Here is a 21,087-nt window from a genome sequence, read left to right on the forward strand (position 1 = left end):
AGCGTCGACCGGCTGCTCCTACAGTTGTTTTCGCTGATCAGTCGTAGATCACTTTCTTTTTCCAGTCCGCGTCAGCCTCGACGTCTTTGAGTCCTTCGGTCAACTGATTGACCTCGCCTTCGACCGGCGCAATGCGATCCATGACCTGGTCATTGGCGCGGGCCAGGAGTTTTTCCAGGTATTCCAGTTGCTCGGCGTAGACCTGTGGTTCCTGTTGTTTGCGCAGGTACTGCACGCCGCGCTCGAATGCCAGGCGAGCCTGCCCGGGCTGGTTCTGTTGCAGGGAGTGCTGGCCGAGGTTGTTGAAGAACTCGATGTGCAGCAGCACGAGGATGTGGCGCACTTCACGGATCCAGCGTTTGGCCTCGTTGGGGGCCAGGAAGCCGTCCTGTGCCGCGCGGGTGATTTGGCCGTGCAGGGCTTCGAGCAGGAAGCGCACATCCTTGGCCTTGGCTTCGGTCTGGATCGGTGCCGGTGGGTTGTTGACCGGGATGGATTCACCCTGGCCGACAAGGGTCTCCAGTTCGGCGATCCGAGCCTTGAGGTTGGCGCTGGATTTTTCCAGATTGAGCAGGCGCTTGCAGACGTTCAGTTCCAGGCGGGCCAGCAACAGCTTGAGTGTCGGGGTCATCAACTGGCCGGGGAACGTCTCGGTGATCTCGCCGCAGCGTCGCAGCCGATCGTTGAGCTCAATCTTGGTACGGGCCTTTTCCAGCTTGTTGTTTTCCGCCACATGGTTGATGTAACCAATGGCGATCAACAGTGCGATCCCGGCTCCAACTAGCAGGGCGATCATGAGTGGCGTCACCGGTAAGACCTCTTATTAGGTACGCATGCGAGTTTAGTGGCTTGGCGTTTGAGCGCCCAGGCCCGCATGACGGGCTGGATCGGACATGCCTGCGCTTATATCGGCCGCAGCCCTGCTTCTATGAATGGTGGCACGTGATATACAGATTGCCATCACGGGTGGACTATAACGTCTTGGCGGGTGCCAGAATATAGGCGTCAAACGCCGGGCAGCGGAAAAACCCCAATGGCGCCCAAAAGCAGGGCGAAGTCATTGATTTAAATAAATTTATATCAGGGGGTTGACGACCTCTCAATCCATCCATAGAATGCGCGCCACTTGCAGCGTAAAGCACACAGCGAAACGAAGCAGGGAGTGAATGTTGTAGCGTGTCCCCTTCGTCTAGTGGCCTAGGACACCGCCCTTTCACGGCGGTAACAGGGGTTCGAGTCCCCTAGGGGACGCCAATGCGGGAATAGCTCAGTTGGTAGAGCACGACCTTGCCAAGGTCGGGGTCGCGAGTTCGAGTCTCGTTTCCCGCTCCAATTTTAAACAGCGTTGCTTTCGGGCAGGGCTGAGTGAAACCAGAACCAAGTCTTCGGACGCGGATCTGGGCACCGAAACACACACCATGTGTTCCGGGCAGCGTGTCCCCTTCGTCTAGTGGCCTAGGACACCGCCCTTTCACGGCGGTAACAGGGGTTCGAGTCCCCTAGGGGACGCCATTTGCGGGAATAGCTCAGTTGGTAGAGCACGACCTTGCCAAGGTCGGGGTCGCGAGTTCGAGTCTCGTTTCCCGCTCCATATTTAACGAAAACGCCGCTCATTGAGCGGCGTTTTTGTTTGCGCGTAAAAAACCGGATCAACCGCCGAGGCTTTGTACCAGGCTTTCGAGCGCGTCAGTGGTTTCTTCATCCTGCACCGGTTGCGTAGCTGCCGCCGCTTTGATTTGGCGTGCCAGGCGGTATTCGCTGGGCGTGCAGTTGGCGAACTGCTTGAAGGCACGAGCGAAATAGGAAGGATCCTTGAAGCCGGCCTCATAGCCGATGCTGGTAATCGGCATCTGGCTGTTGTCGAGCAAATCTTTTGCGAAGTTCATGCGCTTGTCCAGGATGTAATCCGTGAAGCCAAGTCCATTGGCTTCCTTGAACAGGCGGCTGAAGCGAAATGTCGTCATGCCGCAGCGCTGTGCCAGTTCCCTCTGATCGATGCTGTCTCGAAAGTGCTGTTCGATGTACAGCATGATATTGCTCAGCGCCTGGTGTTTCTGGTGTCCCGAGGTCAGCCGGATGCTGTCCGGCAGGGCCGGGGAGTGGTCGATCTGCGATGACTTGCCGCGGCTGTTGGCATTTCGGCGCAGCTCGCAGAGCTGCAGCAACGCCGTCAGGTAACGCTTCCTCTCGCTGGTCGAGAGCGGGAGCACCATGTATTCCCAGACGCTGGAGCGCATGGCCCATACCGCCAGTTCCTCCGAGTGCTGCACGGTGAACATGGTGATCGGGATGCTGGGTGTGGTGCGTTTGATCTCCAGCAATAGCCTCAAGCCTTGCGTGTCGGGGCGATCAAAGTGGATGCAGATCATGTCTGCCTGTTCCCTGACGGGCAGCACGGAGTTTTTCGCCAGATTGCAGTCGCAGATGTCCTCGAACTGCGCGACGAGTTCTTTCGTGGACCGATCATGAGTCAGATCGAACCACAGGAGTGATGGCCTTCTGGTTACATTCGACGTCATGTCTTTACTCTGAGGTTCTTGGTGACTCTCTTCGCCAGTATTGCCAAGGTGCTATCACTTTGCAGATTTAATCCTGATAGGAATGACAATTTTTAGTTCTATTCGCTATATGGATTGCCTGGAAGGCAGCCCGGGCGAGTGTTTGTTGGTGTGTTTTCGTCGATTCCGGATAAACCGCTTGTCGCTTGTGAATCAATGACAATTGCCTTTGCTTTTCAATGCCTTGTTTATCCCTCCCGTTACTTCTGCAAAGGCCAATGACCTCGTATTTGGCCGCCCCGCAAAAAAGTCCTAGCGATGTGCAAAATCTTCCTAACGCCCATGCCTTGCCCCTGACTAGTGTTGCACTCAGGCAGCACAGAACGTACTGCCTCAGAAAAAAACAACATTCGAGTGAGGTGGGCAAAATGATCATGCAAACAATCAAGGCTTCGGTAGTGAAGTTCATCCAGGACGAAGATGGTCTGACCGTTGTGGAATACGCGGTAGCCGGCGGGTTGGTTACGGCGCTTGTGGTCGGATTGTTCACGGTTCTTGGTACTGAGGTTAAGACCAAAATTCAGGCCCTGTGCGATGCGCTCAAGGGGGCCGCCTGCGTCCCGGCAGCTTAATTCCCGCCGGGGAGGACCGTCGAAGTCCATGGGGCAGCCGGTTGCCGCTTTCTGATAGGGCGCCGGCAACTTTCTCAATGGACTTCGCGTTGTCTCTGTCAATTTAGCGTAGGGAGCGCAAATCACTGCGCTGCTCAAGGCCGCCAATAGAAGCGTGCGTGCTAACGATTAATACCCGCAGGGAGACATGCCATGTCCACGGAACTGCTCTCGATGGTTTTATTGATGGGACTTTTGGGCGTGGCGGTGGTGAGCGATCTGCTTCGCCACCGTATTCCCAACATGCTCGTCCTGGTGGGTCTTGCCTTGGGATTGATCGGTCAAATGCATTCAGGCGGTGTCAGCGGATTGGGTGGCAGCCTGCTGGGGATCCTGATCTGTTTTGCGCTGTTTCTGCCGATGTACGCCTTCGGTGGCATGGCTGCCGGTGACGTCAAGTTGATGGCCATGGTCGGCAGTTTTCTACCGTTCCAGCTCGCGTTGTGGGCTGCAATGTTCAGCCTGATAGCCGGTGGTGTATGCGGTTTATTGATCGTGCTGGTTCGCGGTCAATTGCGTCAGACCCTGGGACGCTATTTGCTGATTCTAAGGGCGCAGGCTTATCTGGCGCCAGCTTCAGATGAAGTAGCCGGCAAGCCTTTCCCATATTCGATTGCAATATTGATCGGCACTTTGAACAGCATCTACTGGCAAGTTACCGTTGGATTCGGAGGTTAGACATGCACGTCATCGTCGATAGTGATGCCTACCCCAGCGATCGGGACGCGGTGCAACGACTGGCTCCTCAGCCGTGCACTATCCGCGAAACCGGCCTGACCGACAGTTTTCTCGGCGAGTTGGTGTGCAAGCATTTGTTTGATGCCGGTGTGCTGGACATGTCGCGGCTGGTGGAGCGCCTGGCGCTGACCGGCGCGGTACTTGAAGAGGTCCTGGCGTTTCTGCGTAAGGATGGTCGTGTCGAAGTACTTGGCCAGGTAAATCAAACGGGCGGGCAGATGCTGCGTTATGGCCTGACCGAACGGGGTCGCAGTGTCGCCCGCGATGCCCTGTCGCGCAGTGGCTATATCGGAGCGGCCCCCTTCCCGGTGAGTACCTACCGATCCCTGATCAAGCTACAGACCATTCACCATGGTCGCATCACTGCCAACGATATGCACAATGCCCTTGCTGGCGTAGTGCTCACGGAGGGGATGCTCGATCAGTTGGGTGTGGCGATGAACTCCGGGCGCGCGATCATGATTTATGGCCCCGCGGGTACCGGCAAGACCTATGTCAGTACCCGGCTGATCCGTCTGTTCGCCGAGGCCATCTGGGTCCCTCATGCCATCGTTATCAACGAGTCGGTGATCGAGATCTATGACCCGCAGGTGCATCAGCGGCTCGATGATAACGTTCAACAGAACAATCTGATGCTCAACGAAGGGATCGACCGTCGACTGCTGCGCTGCAAACGCCCGATCGTCATCACTGGCGGTGAGTTGAGCATGGAACAGCTGGACGTTCGCTATGACCCCTTCACCCGTCAATACCAGGCTGCCTTGCAACTCAAGGCCAGCAATGGCCTGTTCATCATCGACGACATGGGACGTCAGCGCATGGCACCCGCCGAGCTGTTGAATCGCTGGATCGTCCCGATGGAAGAAAAACGCGATTTCCTCAACCTGGGCGGCGGTCGGCATTGCGAGCTGCCGTTCGATCTGATCCTGGTGTTTTCCACCAACCTCAATCCCCTGGAGCTGGCCGATGAGGCTTTCCTTCGCCGGATTGGCTACAAGCTGCAGTTCGGTTACCTGAAGCCGGAGCAGTACGAAAAAATCTGGCGTATGGAAAGCGAGCGTCTGGGTATTGCTTATGACCCGCTGCTGGTGCGTTATGCGCTGCAAAGGCTTTATGCAAGTGAAGGCATGCCCCTGGTGCCTTGCCATCCCCGCGATCTCCTGAACATGGCACTCGATCGCCAGCGTTACATGGGCGGTTCCGGACCACTGTCACCGAAAGAGTTGGAATGGGCCTGGCACAACTATTTCGTCCAGCTCGACTTTCTTTGATACGGAGATACTGACATGAGCTCTCGTACTCTTACCTTGATAGGCGTTTCTCTGGCGATGGGCCTTGGGGCTGCGTGGATGGCCGACTCCTGGCTGAGCGCGCGGCTCAATGCCAGCCCGGATGACCACCTCCGAAACGTGGTGGTCGCCACGGTAGAGATTCCATTCGGGCAGATGGTCGAGGCCCAGCAGGTCACGACCGTACGCATGCCTATGGATACGATCCCGGACGATGCCTTCGATGCCAGCGAAAAAACCGTGGGCAAGATCGCAACGTTCGACATTCTGCGCGGCGACATCGTGCGCGGTGCGCGTCTGAGCGAGCACCTGGGTGGCAGTACCCTGGCCTCTTTGATTGCGCCTGATAAACGCGCCATATCGGTACGGGTGGACGATGTGGTCGGCGTGGGCGGATTCCTGTTGCCGGGTAACCGGGTCGATGTACTGGCGACCAAAACCACCAATTCCGGCAGTAACAGCGCCACGTCCAGGACCATCCTCGAGAACTTGCGGGTGTTGGCGGTGGATCAGACAGCGGGTACCGACAAGACCCAGCCGGTCGTGGTGCGCGCGGTGACGCTGGAAATGTCGACCGCTGAAGCGGAAGCCCTGGTCACGGCGCAGACGGAAGGCAAGTTGCAATTGGCGCTGCGTAACCCACTGAATCTCGAGAAGAAAACCGCGGCCGCTGCGCCTGTTGCACCTGTTGCGCCGGCCATGACTGTAGCCGCCGTCGCGGAGCCAAAACGCGTGGTACCGCGCAGCCGTGGCGAGGGTGGCGGGGCAATCACCATTATCCGCGGAACCGAAGCCATAGAAGTCAGAGTTCGCTGACAGGGCGCAACAGGTACATGGGCACCACGGTATTGGCGGAGCCGATCCGGATCAGTATCGGCAATCGAGGGCTTGATGATGAATCTTCGTATTCAGCGGCCGTTCACTTCGACGCCAAGGCGCCAGGAAGGATCGGTGAGCGTATTGATGGTGATCGCGTTGGCGGCGATGACCATGGTGGCGGCGTTGGCTTTGGACGGCGGGCATATGCTGCTGAACAAAACGCGCCTGCAGAATGCGGTGGACGCCGCCGCCCTGAGTGGTGCCAAGACCCTGAGTCAGGTGGGGGGGGCCATCAACAGTGCCAGCACGACGAAGACCGCCGCGCTCAATACGCTGGTACAGAATGCCAATGCCACGGGCAACAACGAATTGGCCACGGCAGTCGGCGGCAATGCAGGTGCATTTGCAGTGGTGGAACTGGCAAGCAGCGTCTATGGCCCGTTCTCCTACCCCGGGCCGGCGAATGCCAAGTACGTTCGGGTATCGGTACCGAGCTATAACCTGACGGGATTTTTCTGGAGTTTCGCCCAGGCATTCGGCGCTGGCGGCCTGGGAACCAAAGCGGTGGCGGCGATTGCCACCGCTGGCCCCAGCCCCACCAGCCCCTGCGATCTCGCGCCTTTGATGGTCTGTGGCGACCCGACTAAGTACAACCCTGGCGCCGGCATGTTCTGGGGCTTCCAGTATGGGGATCTGCAGGTATTGAAGACGGCTGCCGGCAATTCGTCGCCCATTGGTCCTGGCAACTTTCAGTTGCTCGACTTTGGTTCGGGCGGCAGTTCAGTCAGGGAGGATATGGCCGGAGGTGGCTCCGTCTGCCGCAATGTGGGGCAAGAGGTCCCGACCGCCCCTGGCAACAAGGTCGGCCCTGCGTCTCAAGGCCTGAATACGCGCTTCGGCATCTACGACGGCCCGGTCAGTGCCTCGGACTATCCGCCGGACCTCGTGACCACGTCCAGCAACCCCGCCATCACTTACGACGACTCAGTCAATCCCCCACAAGCGAAGTACCAGGGGCAAACCGTCACCTCGAGCAATGGCAATCTCACCGCGGGCGGCAATGCGATACTGGACTACAACGACTGGCGTGCGAGCGTTGCTGCGTGTGTGGCAGGGGCCAGTGGCTGTCAGAACAATGGGGTGTTCGAGCGCCGGATGATGAAAATCGTGGTGGGCGACTGCTCCGGAAAAAATAATGGTGCAACCTCGATCCCCGTTCTCGGTTTTGGCTGCTATTTCGTTGTGCAGCCCATGGATGGCGGTGGCGGGGACGCGCAGATCTTCGGCCAGTTCGTGAAGGAGTGCGAAGGCGACAACGTGGCCGGCCCCTCGCCGTCAACCGATTCCGGCCCGCAGATCATTCAGCTCTACAAAACCTACCTCACCGGCAGCGGCACTCCGAGCACTGACTCGTAGGAGGCGTCATGCGAATTCACGGATTTAAACGTCGGCAGCACCAACAAGGTCTGGCCATGGTGGAATTCACCCTGGTCCTGCCGGTGTTGCTGTTGCTGATGCTGGCCTTCGGTGAGTTCGGCCGCATGCTCTATCAGTACAACGTGCTGCTGCAGGCCAGCCGCGATGCCGACCGTTTCGTCGCCAGCAATGCCTGGAACTCGACGCTGGGTGCGGTCGCTCTGAGCAATACGCTACTGACCCAAACGAAAAACGTTGCGGTGTATGGCGTGCCTGCCAACACCGGGACCGCTGTGGTGTCAGGCCTGACGACTGGCAACGTGGACGTTGCCGCAGTGGGCACCGACCATGTGCGGGTCACCATCACTTACACGTTCTGCCCGGTAATTGGCGCTGGCAATTGCACAGGATCGCTTCCCGGTTTTTTTGGTAATTCGATTGCACTGGGCATTCCGCTGGTCGCCACTACTGTGATGAGGGCCCTGTGATGAATAGAAAACATATGCGCGGTGCCTATACGGTGGAGTTCGCCGTCATTGGTCTGCTGGTGTTCACGCTGTTGTTCGGCGTATTGGAAATGGGCCGCGCGTACTTCACGGTCAATGCGCTGGATGAAGCCGTGCGGCGGGGTGCGCGCCTGGCGGCGGTGTGCAATATCAGCGATCCGGTGGTTTTGCGACGGGCGATCTTCAATGCCGCGACCGACGCAGGTACGAGCCAGCTGATCAGCAATCTGGCTACCACCAACCTGACCCTGACCTATCTGGACGTCAACGGTGCAGTGGTGGCAAACCCCGGCGACCTGGTCAGCGTCAACGGTTTTCGTGCCGTCCGTTATGTCCAGTTGAGTCTGCAAAACTTCGTTTTCAACCTGTTTATTCCCGGGTTCGGCGTGCCCATAACCCTGCCTGCATTCAGGGCCACCTTGCCACGCGAAAGCCTTGGGCGTCATTCCGATTCCGGGGAGATCACGCCATGCTGAATACCAAGGACACTCCACTTTCCAGTGCGACAGGCAAAGCCGGGCTCAGGTTGCTGATCAGCAGCCGTGATGCCACGTCATTGCGCGACCTGCAGAGCGTCTGCCAACGCATGCCCAGCCTGGAGGTGAGCACTCGCCTGGTGAGCAATGGGCACGTCGACCCGCTCTACGGTCTGGACCGGATGCCCGATCTGCTGCTGTTGCGCGTCAGCCACCTGTGGCGCGAGGAGCTGTCGGCACTGTTGCAGCGCCCGGCCCATGAGCGTCCGCCGATGTTGGTGTGCGGACTGTTGAGCGAACAGGAGGGCATGCGCCTGGCGATGCAGGCCGGCGCCCGTGACGTCCTGCCGGAGCCCGTCGCCGAGACAGAACTGGTCGCCGCCTTGAATCGCCTGGTCATGGAGGTTCGGAGCGGCAGCGGGACAGAAGGGAAATTGCTCGCCGTGATCAGCGCCAAGGGCGGATCCGGCGGCACCATGCTTGCCTGCAACCTGGCTCAGCAGCTCAGCATGAAGGGTGGCAGTGCCCTGTTGCTGGACATGGACCTGCAATTTGGCAGCGTGACGCATTACCTGGATGTGGCGCAGACACACAGCCATCTGGAGGTGTTGCATCAGATCGACGGCATGGACAGCGTCGCATTACGCGGATTTTGCAGCCACTTCAGCCCGACCTTGCACGTGCTGGGTGGCCGGGCCGGTGAGCTGTGTCTGCCGCAGGATGCTCAACCCGAGCAACTTGACACCCTGATGCAGTTGGCCCGCGCCAGCTATGACTGGGTAGTGGTCGATCTGCCGCGGCAAATCGACCACCTCACCGGCTCCGTGCTGGAACAGGTGGACAGGGTGTACGTGGTGGTGCAGCAGAGCGTCAGCCATCTGCGCGATGCCAGCTCCCTGGTACGGATTCTTCGCGAAGACCTGGGCGTGCGTGGGGATCAATTGCAGATAGTGGTCAACCGTTATGACAAGGGGGCAGCGGTCAGCCTCAAGGATATCGGCGAGGCGCTGCGCTGCACGAACCTGTCGAAATTACCCAACGACTTCAACCTGGTCAGCCAGAGTCAGAACACGGGTGTGCCGTTGGGGCTGCATGCGCCGAAGGCGGCGATCACCGTTGCCCTGCGCAACGTGGCCGATGACCTGCTCGGCAACCAGATGGCTGGAAAAAAAGGCGTGTTCAAACGCGCCTTCAACCGTTTTTTCGGGGGGTGACCCATGATCAGCGACTTTCGTAACCGCTTGCGCAAACAGTCCGGTAAACCTGCCTCATCGCCGGTTAACCAGCCAGGTGACGACCTGCCGGATCCGGCAGAGGAAATAATGGCGTGGGAGCGCGCAACGCCAGATGTTCTTTACGAAACCAAAAGTCAGGTCACCCCGGTGGAAGCCGAGTGGCGAGAAAAGATCTACCAGCAGTTGCTCAAGGTCATGGACCTGTCCTTGCTGGACTCCCTTGAACAGGCAGAAGCCGCTCGGCAGATTCGCGATATTTGCCAGCGCCTGCTCGATGAGCATTCGGCACCGGTGAGTACTTCCAGCCGTCAGTTGATCATCAAGCAGATCACCGACGAGGTACTCGGCCTTGGCCCTCTGGAGCCATTGCTGGCTGACCACAGCGTGTCCGACATTCTGGTCAACGGTTATGCCTCGGTCTATGTCGAGCGCTTCGGCAAACTGCAACGCACCGATGTGCGCTTTCGCGATGATCAGCATTTGCTGAACATCATTGACCGTATCGTCTCCAGCCTGGGGCGGCGTATCGACGAGTCCTCGCCATTGGTGGACGCCCGGCTCAAGGACGGTTCGCGGGTCAACGCGATTATCCCGCCACTGGCGATCGACGGCCCGAGCGTGTCGATCCGGCGCTTTGCGGTGGACCTGCTCAATACCGACAGCCTGATCCAGGTAGGGACCTTGACCCCGGCCATTGCCCTGCTGCTCAAGGCGATTGTCCGTGGGCGTTTGAACGTGCTGATTTCCGGCGGTACCGGCAGCGGCAAGACCACCATGCTCAATGTGCTGTCCAGTTTCATCCCGCACAACGAGCGGATCGTCACCATCGAAGACTCGGCCGAGCTGCAACTGCAGCAGCCCCATGTGGTACGACTGGAAACCCGGCCTTCGAATATCGAGGGGCGTGGCGAGGTGAGCCAGCGGGAGTTGGTGCGCAACAGCCTGCGGATGCGACCGGACCGTATCGTGATCGGCGAAGTGCGCGGTGCCGAGGCGCTGGACATGCTGACAGCGATGAACACCGGCCACGACGGCTCGTTGACCACGATCCACGCCAACACCGCACGCGATGCATTGGGGCGGATCGAGAACATGGTGTCGATGACCGGGGCGACCTTCCCGATCAAGGCCATGCGTCAGCAGATCGCATCGGCCATCGATGTGGTGATCCAGCTGGAGCGCCAGGAAGACGGCAAGCGCCGCCTGGTCAGTGTGCAGGAGATCAACGGCATGGAAGGCGAGATCATCACCATGACCGAAATCTTCTCCTTTGCGCGCCATGGCATGGGTGAAAACGGCGAAGTGCTCGGTGACTATCGGCCCAGCGGCATGATCCCCGCTTTCCGTGATGTGCTGGCCAAGCGTGGCATCGAGTTGCCGCTTGAGATGTTCAGGCCTGAGTGGATGGAGGCACGGCAGTCATGAACAATATTCCTGGTGAATTCATTCTGATGTTCCTCGGCATGGTGTTTATCGCCGTCTTTCTCCTGTCCCAGAGCGTTGCAGTGCCGGTGTTTGGCGAGGCCGGCAAGATGCGCAAGCGCATCCGCGGCCGTTTGCATGTACTGGAGAAAGCCAACAATCAGCCCAACATGCAGACGGTATTGCGACAAAAATACCTGACGCGCTTGTCGCCTCTGGAGGCCAGGCTTGAACAGCTGCCCTTTATGGAGACATTGACGCAAATGATTGAGCAGTCCGGACACGAATACCGGGCCTACCGGGTATTGCTGCTGGGGCTGGTACTGGGGGGGGCGGCGGGTATCTCGATCTGGATGGTCTCGTCAGTCTGGTGGATGGCGCTGATCACGGGCTTCGCGGTCTTCTGGTTACCCATACTGAAAATCTCTCGCGACCGTGGCAAGCGTTTCGCTGAGTTCGAGGAAGGCCTGCCGGATGCGCTGGATGCCATGTGCCGCGCTCTGCGTGCCGGGCACCCGTTCAACGAAACCCTGCGCCTGGTGGCCGAGGAGCACAGGGGGCCGGTGGCTCATGAGTTCGGCCTGACCTTCGCCGATATCAACTTTGGCAACGATGTGCGCCGGGCCATGCTCGGCCTGCTGGAACGCATGCCGAGCATGACGGTGATGATGCTGGTGACCTCGATCCTCATCCATCGCGAGACTGGCGGTAATCTGACTGAAGTTCTGGAGCGACTGAGTCGGCTGATTCGCGGGCGCTTCCGCTTTCAGCGCAAAGTCAAAACTTTGTCGGCGGAAGGGCGCATGTCGGCCTGGGTGCTGGTGGCGATTCCCTTCGTGCTGGCGATCGCGATCATAGTTACCACCCCCAGTTACATGCCTGTGCTGATCAATGATCCCACAGGCCGCAAGATGATCATCGGGGCGTTCGGCGCCATGTTGATCGGGATTTTCTGGATACGCAAAATCATCCGGATTCAGGTTTGAGCGGTATTCGCTACCGGGAGGTACAGGTCATGGACTTTTTGCTCGGGTTGTTCAGTCGGTTCACGGGGAATGAGGAGGTGGCGCGCCTGTTGTTCCTTGGCGCGATCGGTTTGAGTACGGTGCTTGCGGTCCTCGCCGTGATCTTGCTGATGATGGGACTTCAGGACCCGGTGCAGCGTCGTCTGGCGCTGATCAAGCGTGGTCATTTAGGCAACACGACCGGGCAGGAAGCTCCGGGTAACCTGCAACTGTTGCTGGAGCGGGTCGGCCAGCGCTTTGCTTCGGCCGACTCGGCTCAGACGTCTGCCACCCAGACCCTGTTGACGCATGCGGGGTACCGTTCTTCGTCGGCGGTGCAGATGTACTGGGCGGTGCGCTTGATGTTGCCGCTGTTATTGATCGGTATTGCGTTGCTGCTGTTGCCGATGATTCCCAAGCTGTCCCTGACCATGGGGCTGCTGTTGGTGGTCTTGGTGGCCGGTATCGGATGGTTGGTGCCATCGCTGTATGTCGACAAGCGCAAGCAGTTGCGACAACGTCGGCTGCGTGCTGCGTTTCCGGATGCGCTGGATCTGATGGTGGTGTGCGTGGAGTCGGGCCTGGCCTTGCCCACGACCATCGAACGGGTGGCTGAGGAGATGTCGGTCAGTCAGGTCGAACTGGCTGAAGAACTGGCCCTGGTCAATGCGCAAATTCGCGCGGGCATTTCCAGTACCGAGGCGCTCAAGCAACTGGCCCTGCGCACTGGCCTGGATGACGTACAAGGGCTGGTCAGCCTGTTGGCGCAGAGTATCCGCTTTGGTACCAGCGTGGCCGACACCTTGCGCATCTATGCCGATGAGTTCCGTGACCGGCGTACGCAAGCTGCCGAAGAGATGGGGGCGAAAGTCGGTACCAAGCTGGTATTTCCGCTGATTTTCTGTCTATGGCCGAGCTTCTTCCTGGTCGCTATCGGCCCGGCCATGATCGGGGCACTCAGAGCATTCGGTAAGTGAGCGGGAGTGGTTTGCTGTAGAACAAGGTGGCTGTGTTGCATAAGAACGCGGTGGAGCAGGCGAACGGAGTGTATTCACTCCAATCGCCTGCTCCACTTTTTGATACCTGGGCTGTATTTTCCTGCACACGTGATTAAGCCTGGCTTTTTAGCCAGGCCACTCTGGACTACGCCAGAGGCTGATCACCTATCGAAAGGCCTCAGTTGCCGATGGTCATTTGTCCCGCTGTATCCTGGTCAAAATATTGCGGAATCGGGTAGTTGAAGCTATTCAGCCAGCGCTGCATGGCAAGGTCACGTTCGGTGGCCGAAGCGGTTTGCAGTATAGGGGAGGCAACCACGCCGCGAATCTGCAGCTGCAACCACTGTTCGGTGCCTTGTTGATAGGGCGAAGAGGGGCCCGGCTCGATAGCCCAGGCAGTGGTGGACAGGCTAGCCATGCACAGGATCAACAGCCTTTTGGTATTCATCTCGACTCCTCGTACGTTCTACTTGTTCGCACTGGCAGAGGCATCGGCTACCTCAGCCCCGCGATTGCCATCGGAAGCCACCACTTTTTTGGCGGAGACCTTGAGTTTTTCCGCTCGGGTCTGAGCCTCTGCGACTTGCTTGGGACTCAAGTCGGCGCGGGTCACGAGTTCGGCAGCCCCCTTCCAGTTATCCTGGTAGATCAGCAGCGTCACCATATTGAGTGCCGCCAGTGTGTTTCCCTGCTTGAGTTCCAGGGCGGTCATGAACTCAAAGCGCGCTTCTGGGATCCGTCGCTGATTGAGGTAGACGACCCCCAGGTCATTGCGCATTCTTTCGTCGGTGGGCGCCATCTTCACCGCACGCTCAAGGTGAGTGGCAGCGACGGTGTTATCGTTTCTGGCAGCGGCCAACTGGCCCAGGCCATGTTCCCCTTCAGCCGCCAGGCAGGTGCCGAGCAAGCTTTCGTACAACGGCTGCGCTTCGCTGCTGTGCCCCATCATGCGCAGCACCCGAGCCTTGCGCAGGCGAACCTGGACCAGGTTATCGGACAAACCTTCCAGATTCGCCAGGCTGGCATACAAGCGGCCTTCGTCGGCCATGCTGTCGGCCAGGTTCAGGGCCAGTTCTTGCTCCGAACCGGGCTTGGCACAGCTGGCCGGGCGCGAAGCCAGGCCATTGCTGGCACAACCTGCGAGCATCAATGTCGCCGTTATTGCAATGACTGCTTTCATCGAATGTCCTCTGGCTACAACACGTTGAACGCCTGGCCAATGGCAATACAGCTGGCCCGGCAAGCGTTCAACGTCACCATTACGAGTGAGGGCGAGGCAAGTCCGGTTCAGGCTTCGGTTCATTGCGAGAGCCCGCTGAGACTGTCGAAGTCGCCATTTTCCAGGAAGAACATGCGGTAGAAATTCGGGTCGTAATTACGCAGCTGCTCGCCAGGCAGTGACGGCAGTTGTGCATTGGCCGCCAGTGGCTGGACCAGATGCGGGGTGACGATCATCAGCAGTTCGCGCTCTTCACGGTTGATGGTGTTGTCGCGGAAAAACGCGCCCAGAACCGGGATATCGCCCAGCCCTGGAAACTTGTTCACCTGGGAATTGTTGCGGGAGCTGATCAGGCCGCTGATGACGAAGCTTTCGCCGTCGGCCAGGGAGATGCTGGTATCGGTACGGCGCACGGTCAGGGCCGGGACTACCGTGCCGGCGATGCTCACGGCGTTGGTGAAGTCCAGTTCACTGACTTCCGGCGCCACCTTCAGCGCGATACGGCTTTTCCCGACGATGGTCGGCGTCAGGGTCAGGCGGATACCGAATTCCTTGTACTCGATGGACACGTTATCGCTGCCTGAGCTGGGCACCGGAATCGGTATTTCACCGCCGGCCAGGAAGCTCGCGCTCTGCCCGCTGAGCGCGACCAGGCTTGGTCGCGCCAGGGTGTAGGCGAAACCGCTGCCTTCCAGCGCGTTGAGCGCCACCAGGGTATTGCCGGTAGCAAATGTGAGGTTGAAGTTATTGTTGTTCACCGGTATCGACGGCGTGACAATGCCGCCGATGGTGGGCAAGGTCCTCGGCGAGCCGAACAGGAAGTTACCCCGGATGCCGAAAATCGAGGCCGAGGCTTCCTTGAGCTTGGTCCGGCTGACTTCAACGAAGCGGATATCGGTCTGCACCTGGCTCGGCAGCAGCGGGTCGTCGGAAGGCACCGACGGTACGCTGGTCAGCGCCGACGTGGCTTTACCCTTGACGAACACCATGCTTTGGCGCGGCGTTTTCGAACAGGCGGTCCAGACCATCAGGCTGGTGGTCCCCGGCGCAATGCCCGTGAGTATGAAAGCGTTGCTGCCGCTGGGTTGCACGTCGGCAATTTTCGGGTCACCCACCGCCAGTTGCGTTACCGGAACGGGGCTGCGCAGTTCACTCTGCAGTCCCTGGCCGACCTCGTACGTTGTCGGCCAATTTTCCAGTTGCGGACAGTTGGCCGGCGCGGCCTGAGCCGCATCCACGCTGAGGCCCACCCAGAACAGGCCATGGATAATTCGCTTGAAAGCGGGCACGGGATGAAGGCTCATTTGGTACATCCTCACTGGATAGGCCGTCTTTAGGCAGACTTGGTTGTCTCGGATCACTTCACGGGGATCGGGCTATCCCCCCCAATGCGCCAGACCTCTTATCCACGGCCCTGGCGTTATTCCTTGCGTACTACACACGAGCGGGTGCAATTCGCTGATCCGGCTGGACAGCGAGCGACCTTTGCTGAAACGGTTTTTAGTGATCCGGTTACCTGGACTGCCTGTCGGAGCGATACTCGCGCCTGTGGACGGTACGGTCCGCCAACCTGGTTCCCCCGCAAAGTAATCGGCACTGAAGGTACAGAGCCGGAAAACGCCTGCCAGGATCATGGTGAGGTAACTCCTTTTGCCAGTCCGCTATCTGATCACTGAAGCTGACGTGGAAATTCGGTCCGTCATGACTTCTTATTGTTTGAAGGTAGTTCAATCAATCCAAAGTGCCATGATTTTTAAGAAAACCATTGGTGCAAAGACTGGAGCCAGGCGGGTGGGCGGGGTCGCAGCGCAATGCGCTCGCCTGATGTCGACCCGTTGCGCTGAAGCAAAAAAAGGCCCGCCAGTCTGACTGAGCGGGCCTTTTGCGTTCCAGGCAATGCTTGCATCGAAAAAGTCAGGCGTCTCACAAACGCCCTGTGTTCAGTCCACGTGGTAGTGGACCGACAGCGTGCCTTTCTTTTGCGAAAGGGTGCTGATCGTGATCGCGCCCAAATCCTTCAGGCTACGTACATGGGTGCCGCCGCAACCGTAGGCGGGCAGTTCACCGAAACCGATCTCCCGGACGCCTTCGCGCAGTGAGGTCAGGCGCGGCAGATCGTGGTCGATCCACTGCCCGATGCCCTGCTCAATTGTCCGGGCCTCAACGTCCTGCGCCGAGTTACCCGGTTTGAATTGCACACGACCTTCACCAGGCCAGTGATGCGCCTTGATCGGCATCCAGCCCATGGCTTGTACAAAGTGCCCGATCAAATGCCCGGCCGAATGCATGCGCGTGTTGAACAACCGCTGTTGTTCGTCGACGCGGATTTGAGTCATGCCGGTTTTTACGGGGCGGTCGACAAAGTGAATGATCCGCTCGGGATCCTGGACCACGCGCAGCACCTGGCTTTCGCCGATCCAGCCGGTGTCGCAAGGCTGTCCGCCGCCTTGAGGGTGGAACAGGGTTGCTCGCAAGACCACGGCAAACTCGTTTTCGTGGGGGATGCATTCCAGGACTTCCACGTTGGCCTTGAGCTCATCACTATGGAAAAAAAGGCGCAGCGTCATATTCCAGGCTCGTATTGAATATCTGTTTTTATTATAGAAAGCCGGTAAATGCGTGATAATCCGGGCAAACATCAAAGGACTGTTGCGCTGTGAGCATAAATCTTCCGCTGCCGCTGCTGGGTGAAATGGCGATTTTCGTCAAGGTTGTCGAGACGGGCAGTTTCTCCGAGGCGGCTCGCCAGTTGGGTACTTCGCCCTCGGCGGTCAGTCGTAGCATTTCGCGTCTGGAGAAGGCGCTCGCGACCCGGTTGCTGCAACGAACCACGCGCAAGCTGCGCCTGAGTGACGGTGGCGAGGAGGTGTTCAAGCGCTGCCAGGATATGGTCAATGCCGCCCGGTCAGTGATGGAAATCAGTGGTCAGTTCACCGATGAACCCGAAGGGCTGGTGCGTATCAGCGTGCCGAAAGCGGTGGGCCGGATCGTGATTCACCCGCACATGCCGGAGTTTTTGCGCCGTTATCCCAAAGTGGATGTGGAGATGTTGCTTGAGGACCGTCAGGTCGATCTGATCGACGATCACGTCGACCTGGCGATTCGCATCACCGACCGGCCGCCTGCGGGGCTGGTGGGGCGGCAGTTGCTGACGATCGATCATTTGCTCTGCGCCACACCGCAGTATCTGGCCGAGCACGGCACGCCGACTCATCCCCATGATTTGCTCAACCACAGTTGCATTTACCTGGGCGAAACCCCGAGCGATGCACGCTGGAAATTCAAGAAGGGCAGCAAAACCGTAACCGTCGGTGTGCGTGGGCGGTATGCCGCCAATCACACCGGCGTGCGTTATGGCGCGGTGTTGCAGCACATCGGGATTGGCAGCCTGCCGTATTTCACGGCGCGGTATGCCCTGGAGAAGGGGTTGATGGTGCAAGTGCTGCCGGACTGGACCTTTCTGGCGTCCTATCACGGCGGCGCCTGGTTGTTGCACTCGCCAACCCGGTACCTGCCTCCCAAGCTTCGGGTGTTGATTGATTACCTGGTGGAGTGTCTGGAGAAGGAGCCGACGTTGGGCAAGCCGGGCAGGTCGAATGGTCCGGGTTGGTCGCCATCGGAGTATGAACTGCCGGAGAGTGAGGGCTTGTTCTGAACGCAAAAAAGGCCCGCATGTTCAACCATGCGGGCCTTTTGCGTGAATCAGTCGGGGGATCAGTGCTTACTGTCCTGGTTCGACAGCGCCAGCAGCTGCTTTTCCTGGTTCCAGTCGAACGGTTCGTCGTTCTGTTCGGCTTCGAAGCGACGCTCTTCCAGTGCCTGATACAGGTCGATTTCTTCATCGGACAAGTAGTGCAGGCAGTCACCGGCGAAATACCACAGCAGATCCCGTGGAATCAGGTGGGCGATTTGCGGATAACGGGAAATGACTTGAGTCAGGATGTCCTGGCCCAGGTATTGGCTTTCGATCGGATCGATCGGCAGTGACGCCAGCAGTTCGTCGAAGCGCTCAAGGAACAAGGCATGGCTTTCTTCGGGAACCTGCTCGGCCTCACCTACGGCGACCAGGATGCTGCGCAGGTGGTCGAGTAAAACGAGATGATCGGCAACGATGTTGGACACGAGATAAGTCCTCAAGAGCAAAACGGGCGCGGGAGTATAAAGCGCCCGCGCCCGTTTTTACATGTTTGAAGGGATCAGCGGACTTTTCCCTTGGCCAGTGCCAAAGCCTTTTGGTCAAAGTCATCGACATCGATCACCTTGCGCCGGGCCGCCTCGGCTTCACGCAGGGTTTGGGCCTCCACCGGCTGCAACACGCCAGCCTCGAACGCGGCATCGATCAGCGACTCGCCGGGAAGCGGTTTGACCTGGCCACTCTTGAGTGCCACATGCAGCTTTTTGTACAGCGGCTGTGCGGCGCTCAACAGATTGCAGGCGTGTTGCAATGCAGCCACCGGATCGTCGCTCGCTTGCGGGCGATAGCAACCCAGGAGCAATTCCTCCAGGGCCGGGTCGCCCTTGGCGCGGCCAATCAACGCAGCGACTTCGGCCGCGAGTTTGTCCGATGGCCCTTTGTGCCGGCGACCGAACGGGAACACGATCACCCGCAGCAGGCAGCCCACGACCTTGTTCGGGAAGTTGCTCAGCAGTTCATCCATGGCGCGTTCGGCCTGCCCCAGGCTTTCCTCCATGGCCCAGGCCAGCAGCGGCGTCATGTACTGCGGTGAGTCGAGATCGTGGTAGCGCTTGAGGGCGGCGCTGGCCAGGTAAAGGTTGCTCAGCACGTCACCCAACCGCGCGGACAGACGCTCCCGGCGTTTCAGTTCACCTCCCAGTAGCATCATGCTGAGGTCGGCGAGCATGGCGAAAGCAGCGGCCTGACGATTGAGTGCGCGGAAGTAGCCCTGGCTGAGTTTGTCGCCCGGGGTGTGTTCCAGGTGCCCGAAACCAAGATTCAACACCAGAGTACTGGCGGCGTTGCTCACGGCAAAGCCGATGTGCTTGAGCAGCAGGCCATCGAACTCTGTGAGCGCCTGATCCTTGTCTTCACGGCCAGCAAGCGCCATTTCCTTGAGGACGAAGGGATGGCAACGAATCGCGCCCTGGCCGAAAATCATCAGGTTACGCGAGAGAATGTTCGCGCCTTCCACAGTGATGCAGATCGGCGCGCCCTGCCACATGCGTCCGAGATAATTGTTCGGCCCCAAGATGATCGCCTTGCCGCCGTGCACATCCATGGCGTGGCTGATGCACTCGCGGCCGCGTTCGGTCAGGTGGTACTTGAGAATCGCCGACAGCACCGACGGTTTCTCGCCGAGGTCCACCGCGTTGGCGGTGAGCATCCGCGCGGCGTCCATCATCCAGGCGTTGCCGCCGATGCGGGCCATGGCTTCCTGAATGCCTTCGAAAGCGGCAATCGGTACATTGAACTGCTCGCGAACCTGAGCGTACTGGCCCGTCACCAGGCTGGTGAACTTGGCCATGCCGGTGCCCACCGCCGGCAGGGAAATCGAACGCCCGACCGACAGGCAATTCATCAGCATCATCCAGCCTTTGCCGAGCATTTCCTGGCCGCCGATGAGGAACTCCAGCGGGACGAACACGTCTTTGCCTGAGTTCGGGCCATTCATGAAGGCGGCGCCCAGCGGCAGATGCCGGCGGCCGATCTCGACACCGGCGGTGTCAGTCGGTATCAATGCCAGGCTGATACCCAGGTCTTCCTGTTCGCCCAGCAGGTGATCCGGGTCATAGGCCTTGAAGGCCAGGCCGAGAAGGGTGGCCACCGGGCCGAGGGTGATGTAGCGCTTTTCCCAGTTCAGGCGCAGGCCGAGGACTTCCTGGCCCTCCCATTGCCCTTTGCAAATCACTCCGGAGTCCGGCATGCCGCCAGCGTCGGAGCCGGCCAGCGGACCGGTCAGGGCAAAGCACGGGATGTCGTCGCCGCGTGCCAGGCGTGGCAGGTAATGATTGCGTTGTTCGTCGGTGCCGTAATGCAGCAACAGTTCGGCCGGGCCGAGGGAGTTGGGGACCATCACGGTGGAGGCGAGGTCGCCGCTGTGGCTCGCCAGTTTCATCGCCACTTGCGAGTGGGCATAGGCGGAAAAGCCCTTGCCGCCAAACTCCTTGGGGATGATCAGGGCGAAAAAGCCGTTGTCCTTGATGAATGTCCAGGCTTCGGGCGGCAGGTCCATGGTTTGACCGAGCTGCCATTCATTGACCATGGCGCAGAGTGTTTCGGTCGGCCCGTCGATGAAAGCCTGTTCCTCTTCGTTCAATTGCGCTTTGGGATAGGACAGCAGTTTGCTCCAGTCCGGACGGCCACTGAACAGTTCGCCGTCCCACCAGACCGTGCCGGCCTCGATGGCATCGCGTTCGGTTTGCGACATGGGCGGCAGGGTTTTCTGGAACCAGTTGAATATCGGTGTGCTGAACAATTTGCGGCGCAGGTCGGGCAGCAGCAAGGGCGCGGCGACGGCGGCGATCAAGACCCAGAGGACCAGCAGCAACCAGCCCGGCGCGCGACTGAAAGCGCCCATTGCCACGACATAGACGGCCACGACGACCAGGGTGGGGAGCGGGGCGATGCGGCGGTGGGCCAAACAGGCAATACCGACCAGCAAAACCAGTATCCACAACAGCAGCATATTCATTCCTCCGTGAAACCAGGGCGAACCAGCCCTCAGAGCTTAGACGGCATCCGCAAAACAGGCAGGCCTGAGCGATGTGATTGGAATCTTGAAAACCCCGGATGATTTTCGTGCGGCAGGCGGGCCGCCACACACGTGGGAAAAGCGTT

General features: G+C 59.2%; 20 protein-coding genes and 4 tRNA genes. 16 read left to right on the forward strand and 8 right to left on the reverse strand.

Annotated elements, in window-relative coordinates:
* Positions 1-37: 37 nt before the first annotated feature.
* Positions 38-796 carry a hypothetical protein gene (locus tag ACEN8Q_RS30620; RefSeq protein WP_413428237.1) on the reverse strand — a complete coding sequence of 253 codons (759 nt, stop codon included), beginning with the start codon at positions 794-796 and terminating at the stop codon, positions 38-40.
* A gap of 382 nt (positions 797-1,178) precedes the next feature.
* Between ACEN8Q_RS30620 and ACEN8Q_RS30625 the strand changes: the two genes are divergently transcribed.
* From ACEN8Q_RS30625 to ACEN8Q_RS30640, 4 genes are all read left to right on the forward strand, one after another.
* Positions 1,179-1,254, forward strand: a tRNA-Glu gene (locus ACEN8Q_RS30625).
* Positions 1,255-1,256: 2 nt separating this feature from the next.
* A tRNA-Gly gene (locus tag ACEN8Q_RS30630) sits at positions 1,257-1,332 on the forward strand.
* Positions 1,333-1,436: 104 nt separating this feature from the next.
* A tRNA-Glu gene (locus ACEN8Q_RS30635) sits at positions 1,437-1,512 on the forward strand.
* Positions 1,513-1,515: 3 nt separating this feature from the next.
* A tRNA-Gly gene (locus tag ACEN8Q_RS30640) sits at positions 1,516-1,591 on the forward strand.
* A gap of 58 nt (positions 1,592-1,649) precedes the next feature.
* Here the strand turns inward: ACEN8Q_RS30640 and ACEN8Q_RS30645 are convergent.
* Positions 1,650-2,519 carry a helix-turn-helix domain-containing protein gene (locus ACEN8Q_RS30645; RefSeq protein WP_413422582.1) on the reverse strand — a complete coding sequence of 290 codons (870 nt, stop codon included), beginning with the start codon at positions 2,517-2,519 and terminating at the stop codon, positions 1,650-1,652.
* A gap of 407 nt (positions 2,520-2,926) precedes the next feature.
* On the opposite strand from ACEN8Q_RS30645, the gene ACEN8Q_RS30650 reads away from it, so the two are divergent.
* The 11 genes from ACEN8Q_RS30650 (at position 2,927) to ACEN8Q_RS30700 (ending at position 13,051) form a co-directional block, all read left to right on the forward strand.
* The gene (locus ACEN8Q_RS30650; protein ID WP_008003669.1) at positions 2,927-3,130 is read left to right on the forward strand and encodes a Flp family type IVb pilin; all 204 of its coding nucleotides are present in this window, start codon (positions 2,927-2,929) and stop codon (positions 3,128-3,130) included.
* A gap of 192 nt (positions 3,131-3,322) precedes the next feature.
* Positions 3,323-3,847: a prepilin peptidase gene (locus ACEN8Q_RS30655; RefSeq protein ID WP_413422584.1), complete on the forward strand. Its 525-nt coding sequence runs from the start codon at positions 3,323-3,325 to the stop codon at positions 3,845-3,847.
* A gap of 2 nt (positions 3,848-3,849) precedes the next feature.
* Positions 3,850-5,178 carry an AAA family ATPase gene (locus ACEN8Q_RS30660; RefSeq protein ID WP_413422586.1) on the forward strand — a complete coding sequence of 443 codons (1,329 nt, stop codon included), beginning with the start codon at positions 3,850-3,852 and terminating at the stop codon, positions 5,176-5,178.
* A 15-nt stretch (positions 5,179-5,193) separates the two neighbouring features.
* Complete coding sequence (cpaB, locus tag ACEN8Q_RS30665; RefSeq protein WP_413422588.1) at positions 5,194-6,012, forward strand: Flp pilus assembly protein CpaB; 819 nt, start codon at positions 5,194-5,196, stop codon at positions 6,010-6,012.
* Positions 6,013-6,087: 75 nt separating this feature from the next.
* Positions 6,088-7,431, forward strand: a complete 1,344-nt coding sequence (locus tag ACEN8Q_RS30670) for a TadE/TadG family type IV pilus assembly protein (RefSeq protein WP_413422590.1) — start codon at positions 6,088-6,090, stop codon at positions 7,429-7,431.
* A gap of 8 nt (positions 7,432-7,439) precedes the next feature.
* Positions 7,440-7,919, forward strand: a complete 480-nt coding sequence (locus ACEN8Q_RS30675) for a TadE/TadG family type IV pilus assembly protein (RefSeq protein WP_413422592.1) — start codon at positions 7,440-7,442, stop codon at positions 7,917-7,919.
* Positions 7,919-8,413, forward strand: coding sequence for a TadE/TadG family type IV pilus assembly protein (locus tag ACEN8Q_RS30680; protein WP_413422594.1), 495 nt, complete (start codon positions 7,919-7,921; stop codon positions 8,411-8,413). The genes ACEN8Q_RS30675 and ACEN8Q_RS30680 overlap by 1 nt, the downstream gene beginning before the upstream one ends.
* Positions 8,407-9,627 (forward strand): AAA family ATPase, encoded by a 1,221-nt coding sequence (locus tag ACEN8Q_RS30685; RefSeq protein ID WP_413422596.1) that lies wholly within the window; start codon positions 8,407-8,409, stop codon positions 9,625-9,627. The genes ACEN8Q_RS30680 and ACEN8Q_RS30685 overlap by 7 nt, the downstream gene beginning before the upstream one ends.
* A 3-nt stretch (positions 9,628-9,630) precedes the next feature.
* A complete protein-coding gene (locus ACEN8Q_RS30690; protein ID WP_413422598.1) occupies positions 9,631-11,073 on the forward strand; it encodes a CpaF family protein in 1,443 nt (480 codons plus the stop codon).
* The gene (locus tag ACEN8Q_RS30695; protein WP_413422600.1) at positions 11,070-12,056 is read left to right on the forward strand and encodes a type II secretion system F family protein; all 987 of its coding nucleotides are present in this window, start codon (positions 11,070-11,072) and stop codon (positions 12,054-12,056) included. The genes ACEN8Q_RS30690 and ACEN8Q_RS30695 overlap by 4 nt, the downstream gene beginning before the upstream one ends.
* A 29-nt stretch (positions 12,057-12,085) precedes the next feature.
* The gene (locus tag ACEN8Q_RS30700; protein WP_413422602.1) at positions 12,086-13,051 is read left to right on the forward strand and encodes a type II secretion system F family protein; all 966 of its coding nucleotides are present in this window, start codon (positions 12,086-12,088) and stop codon (positions 13,049-13,051) included.
* A gap of 199 nt (positions 13,052-13,250) precedes the next feature.
* Here the strand turns inward: ACEN8Q_RS30700 and ACEN8Q_RS30705 are convergent, their stop codons facing one another.
* The 4 genes from ACEN8Q_RS30705 to ACEN8Q_RS30720 form a co-directional block, all read right to left on the reverse strand.
* Positions 13,251-13,520 carry a DUF3613 domain-containing protein gene (locus ACEN8Q_RS30705; RefSeq protein WP_413422604.1) on the reverse strand — a complete coding sequence of 90 codons (270 nt, stop codon included), beginning with the start codon at positions 13,518-13,520 and terminating at the stop codon, positions 13,251-13,253.
* Positions 13,521-13,538: 18 nt separating this feature from the next.
* Positions 13,539-14,252 (reverse strand): tetratricopeptide repeat protein, encoded by a 714-nt coding sequence (locus ACEN8Q_RS30710; protein ID WP_413422606.1) that lies wholly within the window; start codon positions 14,250-14,252, stop codon positions 13,539-13,541.
* Positions 14,253-14,371: 119 nt separating this feature from the next.
* The gene (locus tag ACEN8Q_RS30715; protein ID WP_413422608.1) at positions 14,372-15,595 is read right to left on the reverse strand and encodes a type II and III secretion system protein family protein; all 1,224 of its coding nucleotides are present in this window, start codon (positions 15,593-15,595) and stop codon (positions 14,372-14,374) included.
* A 636-nt stretch (positions 15,596-16,231) separates the two neighbouring features.
* On the reverse strand, positions 16,232-16,858 hold the full coding sequence (locus tag ACEN8Q_RS30720) for an alanyl-tRNA editing protein (protein ID WP_413704187.1): 627 nt from the start codon (positions 16,856-16,858) through the stop codon (positions 16,232-16,234).
* Positions 16,859-16,947: 89 nt separating this feature from the next.
* Between ACEN8Q_RS30720 and ACEN8Q_RS30725 the strand changes: the two genes are divergently transcribed.
* The gene (locus tag ACEN8Q_RS30725) at positions 16,948-17,946 is read left to right on the forward strand and encodes a LysR substrate-binding domain-containing protein (RefSeq protein WP_413422612.1); all 999 of its coding nucleotides are present in this window, start codon (positions 16,948-16,950) and stop codon (positions 17,944-17,946) included.
* Between the two features lie 59 nt (positions 17,947-18,005).
* Here the strand turns inward: ACEN8Q_RS30725 and ACEN8Q_RS30730 are convergent, their stop codons facing one another.
* Positions 18,006-18,413, reverse strand: coding sequence for a PA2817 family protein (locus tag ACEN8Q_RS30730; protein WP_007991629.1), 408 nt, complete (start codon positions 18,411-18,413; stop codon positions 18,006-18,008).
* Between the two features lie 74 nt (positions 18,414-18,487).
* On the reverse strand, positions 18,488-20,935 hold the full coding sequence (locus tag ACEN8Q_RS30735; RefSeq protein ID WP_413422614.1) for an acyl-CoA dehydrogenase: 2,448 nt from the start codon (positions 20,933-20,935) through the stop codon (positions 18,488-18,490).
* Positions 20,936-21,087: the final 152 nt, after the last annotated feature.

It is taken from the genome of Pseudomonas sp. Pseusp16 (genome assembly GCF_047324915.1).
Classification (GTDB): Bacteria; Pseudomonadota; Gammaproteobacteria; order Pseudomonadales; family Pseudomonadaceae; genus Aquipseudomonas; species Aquipseudomonas fluorescens_CD.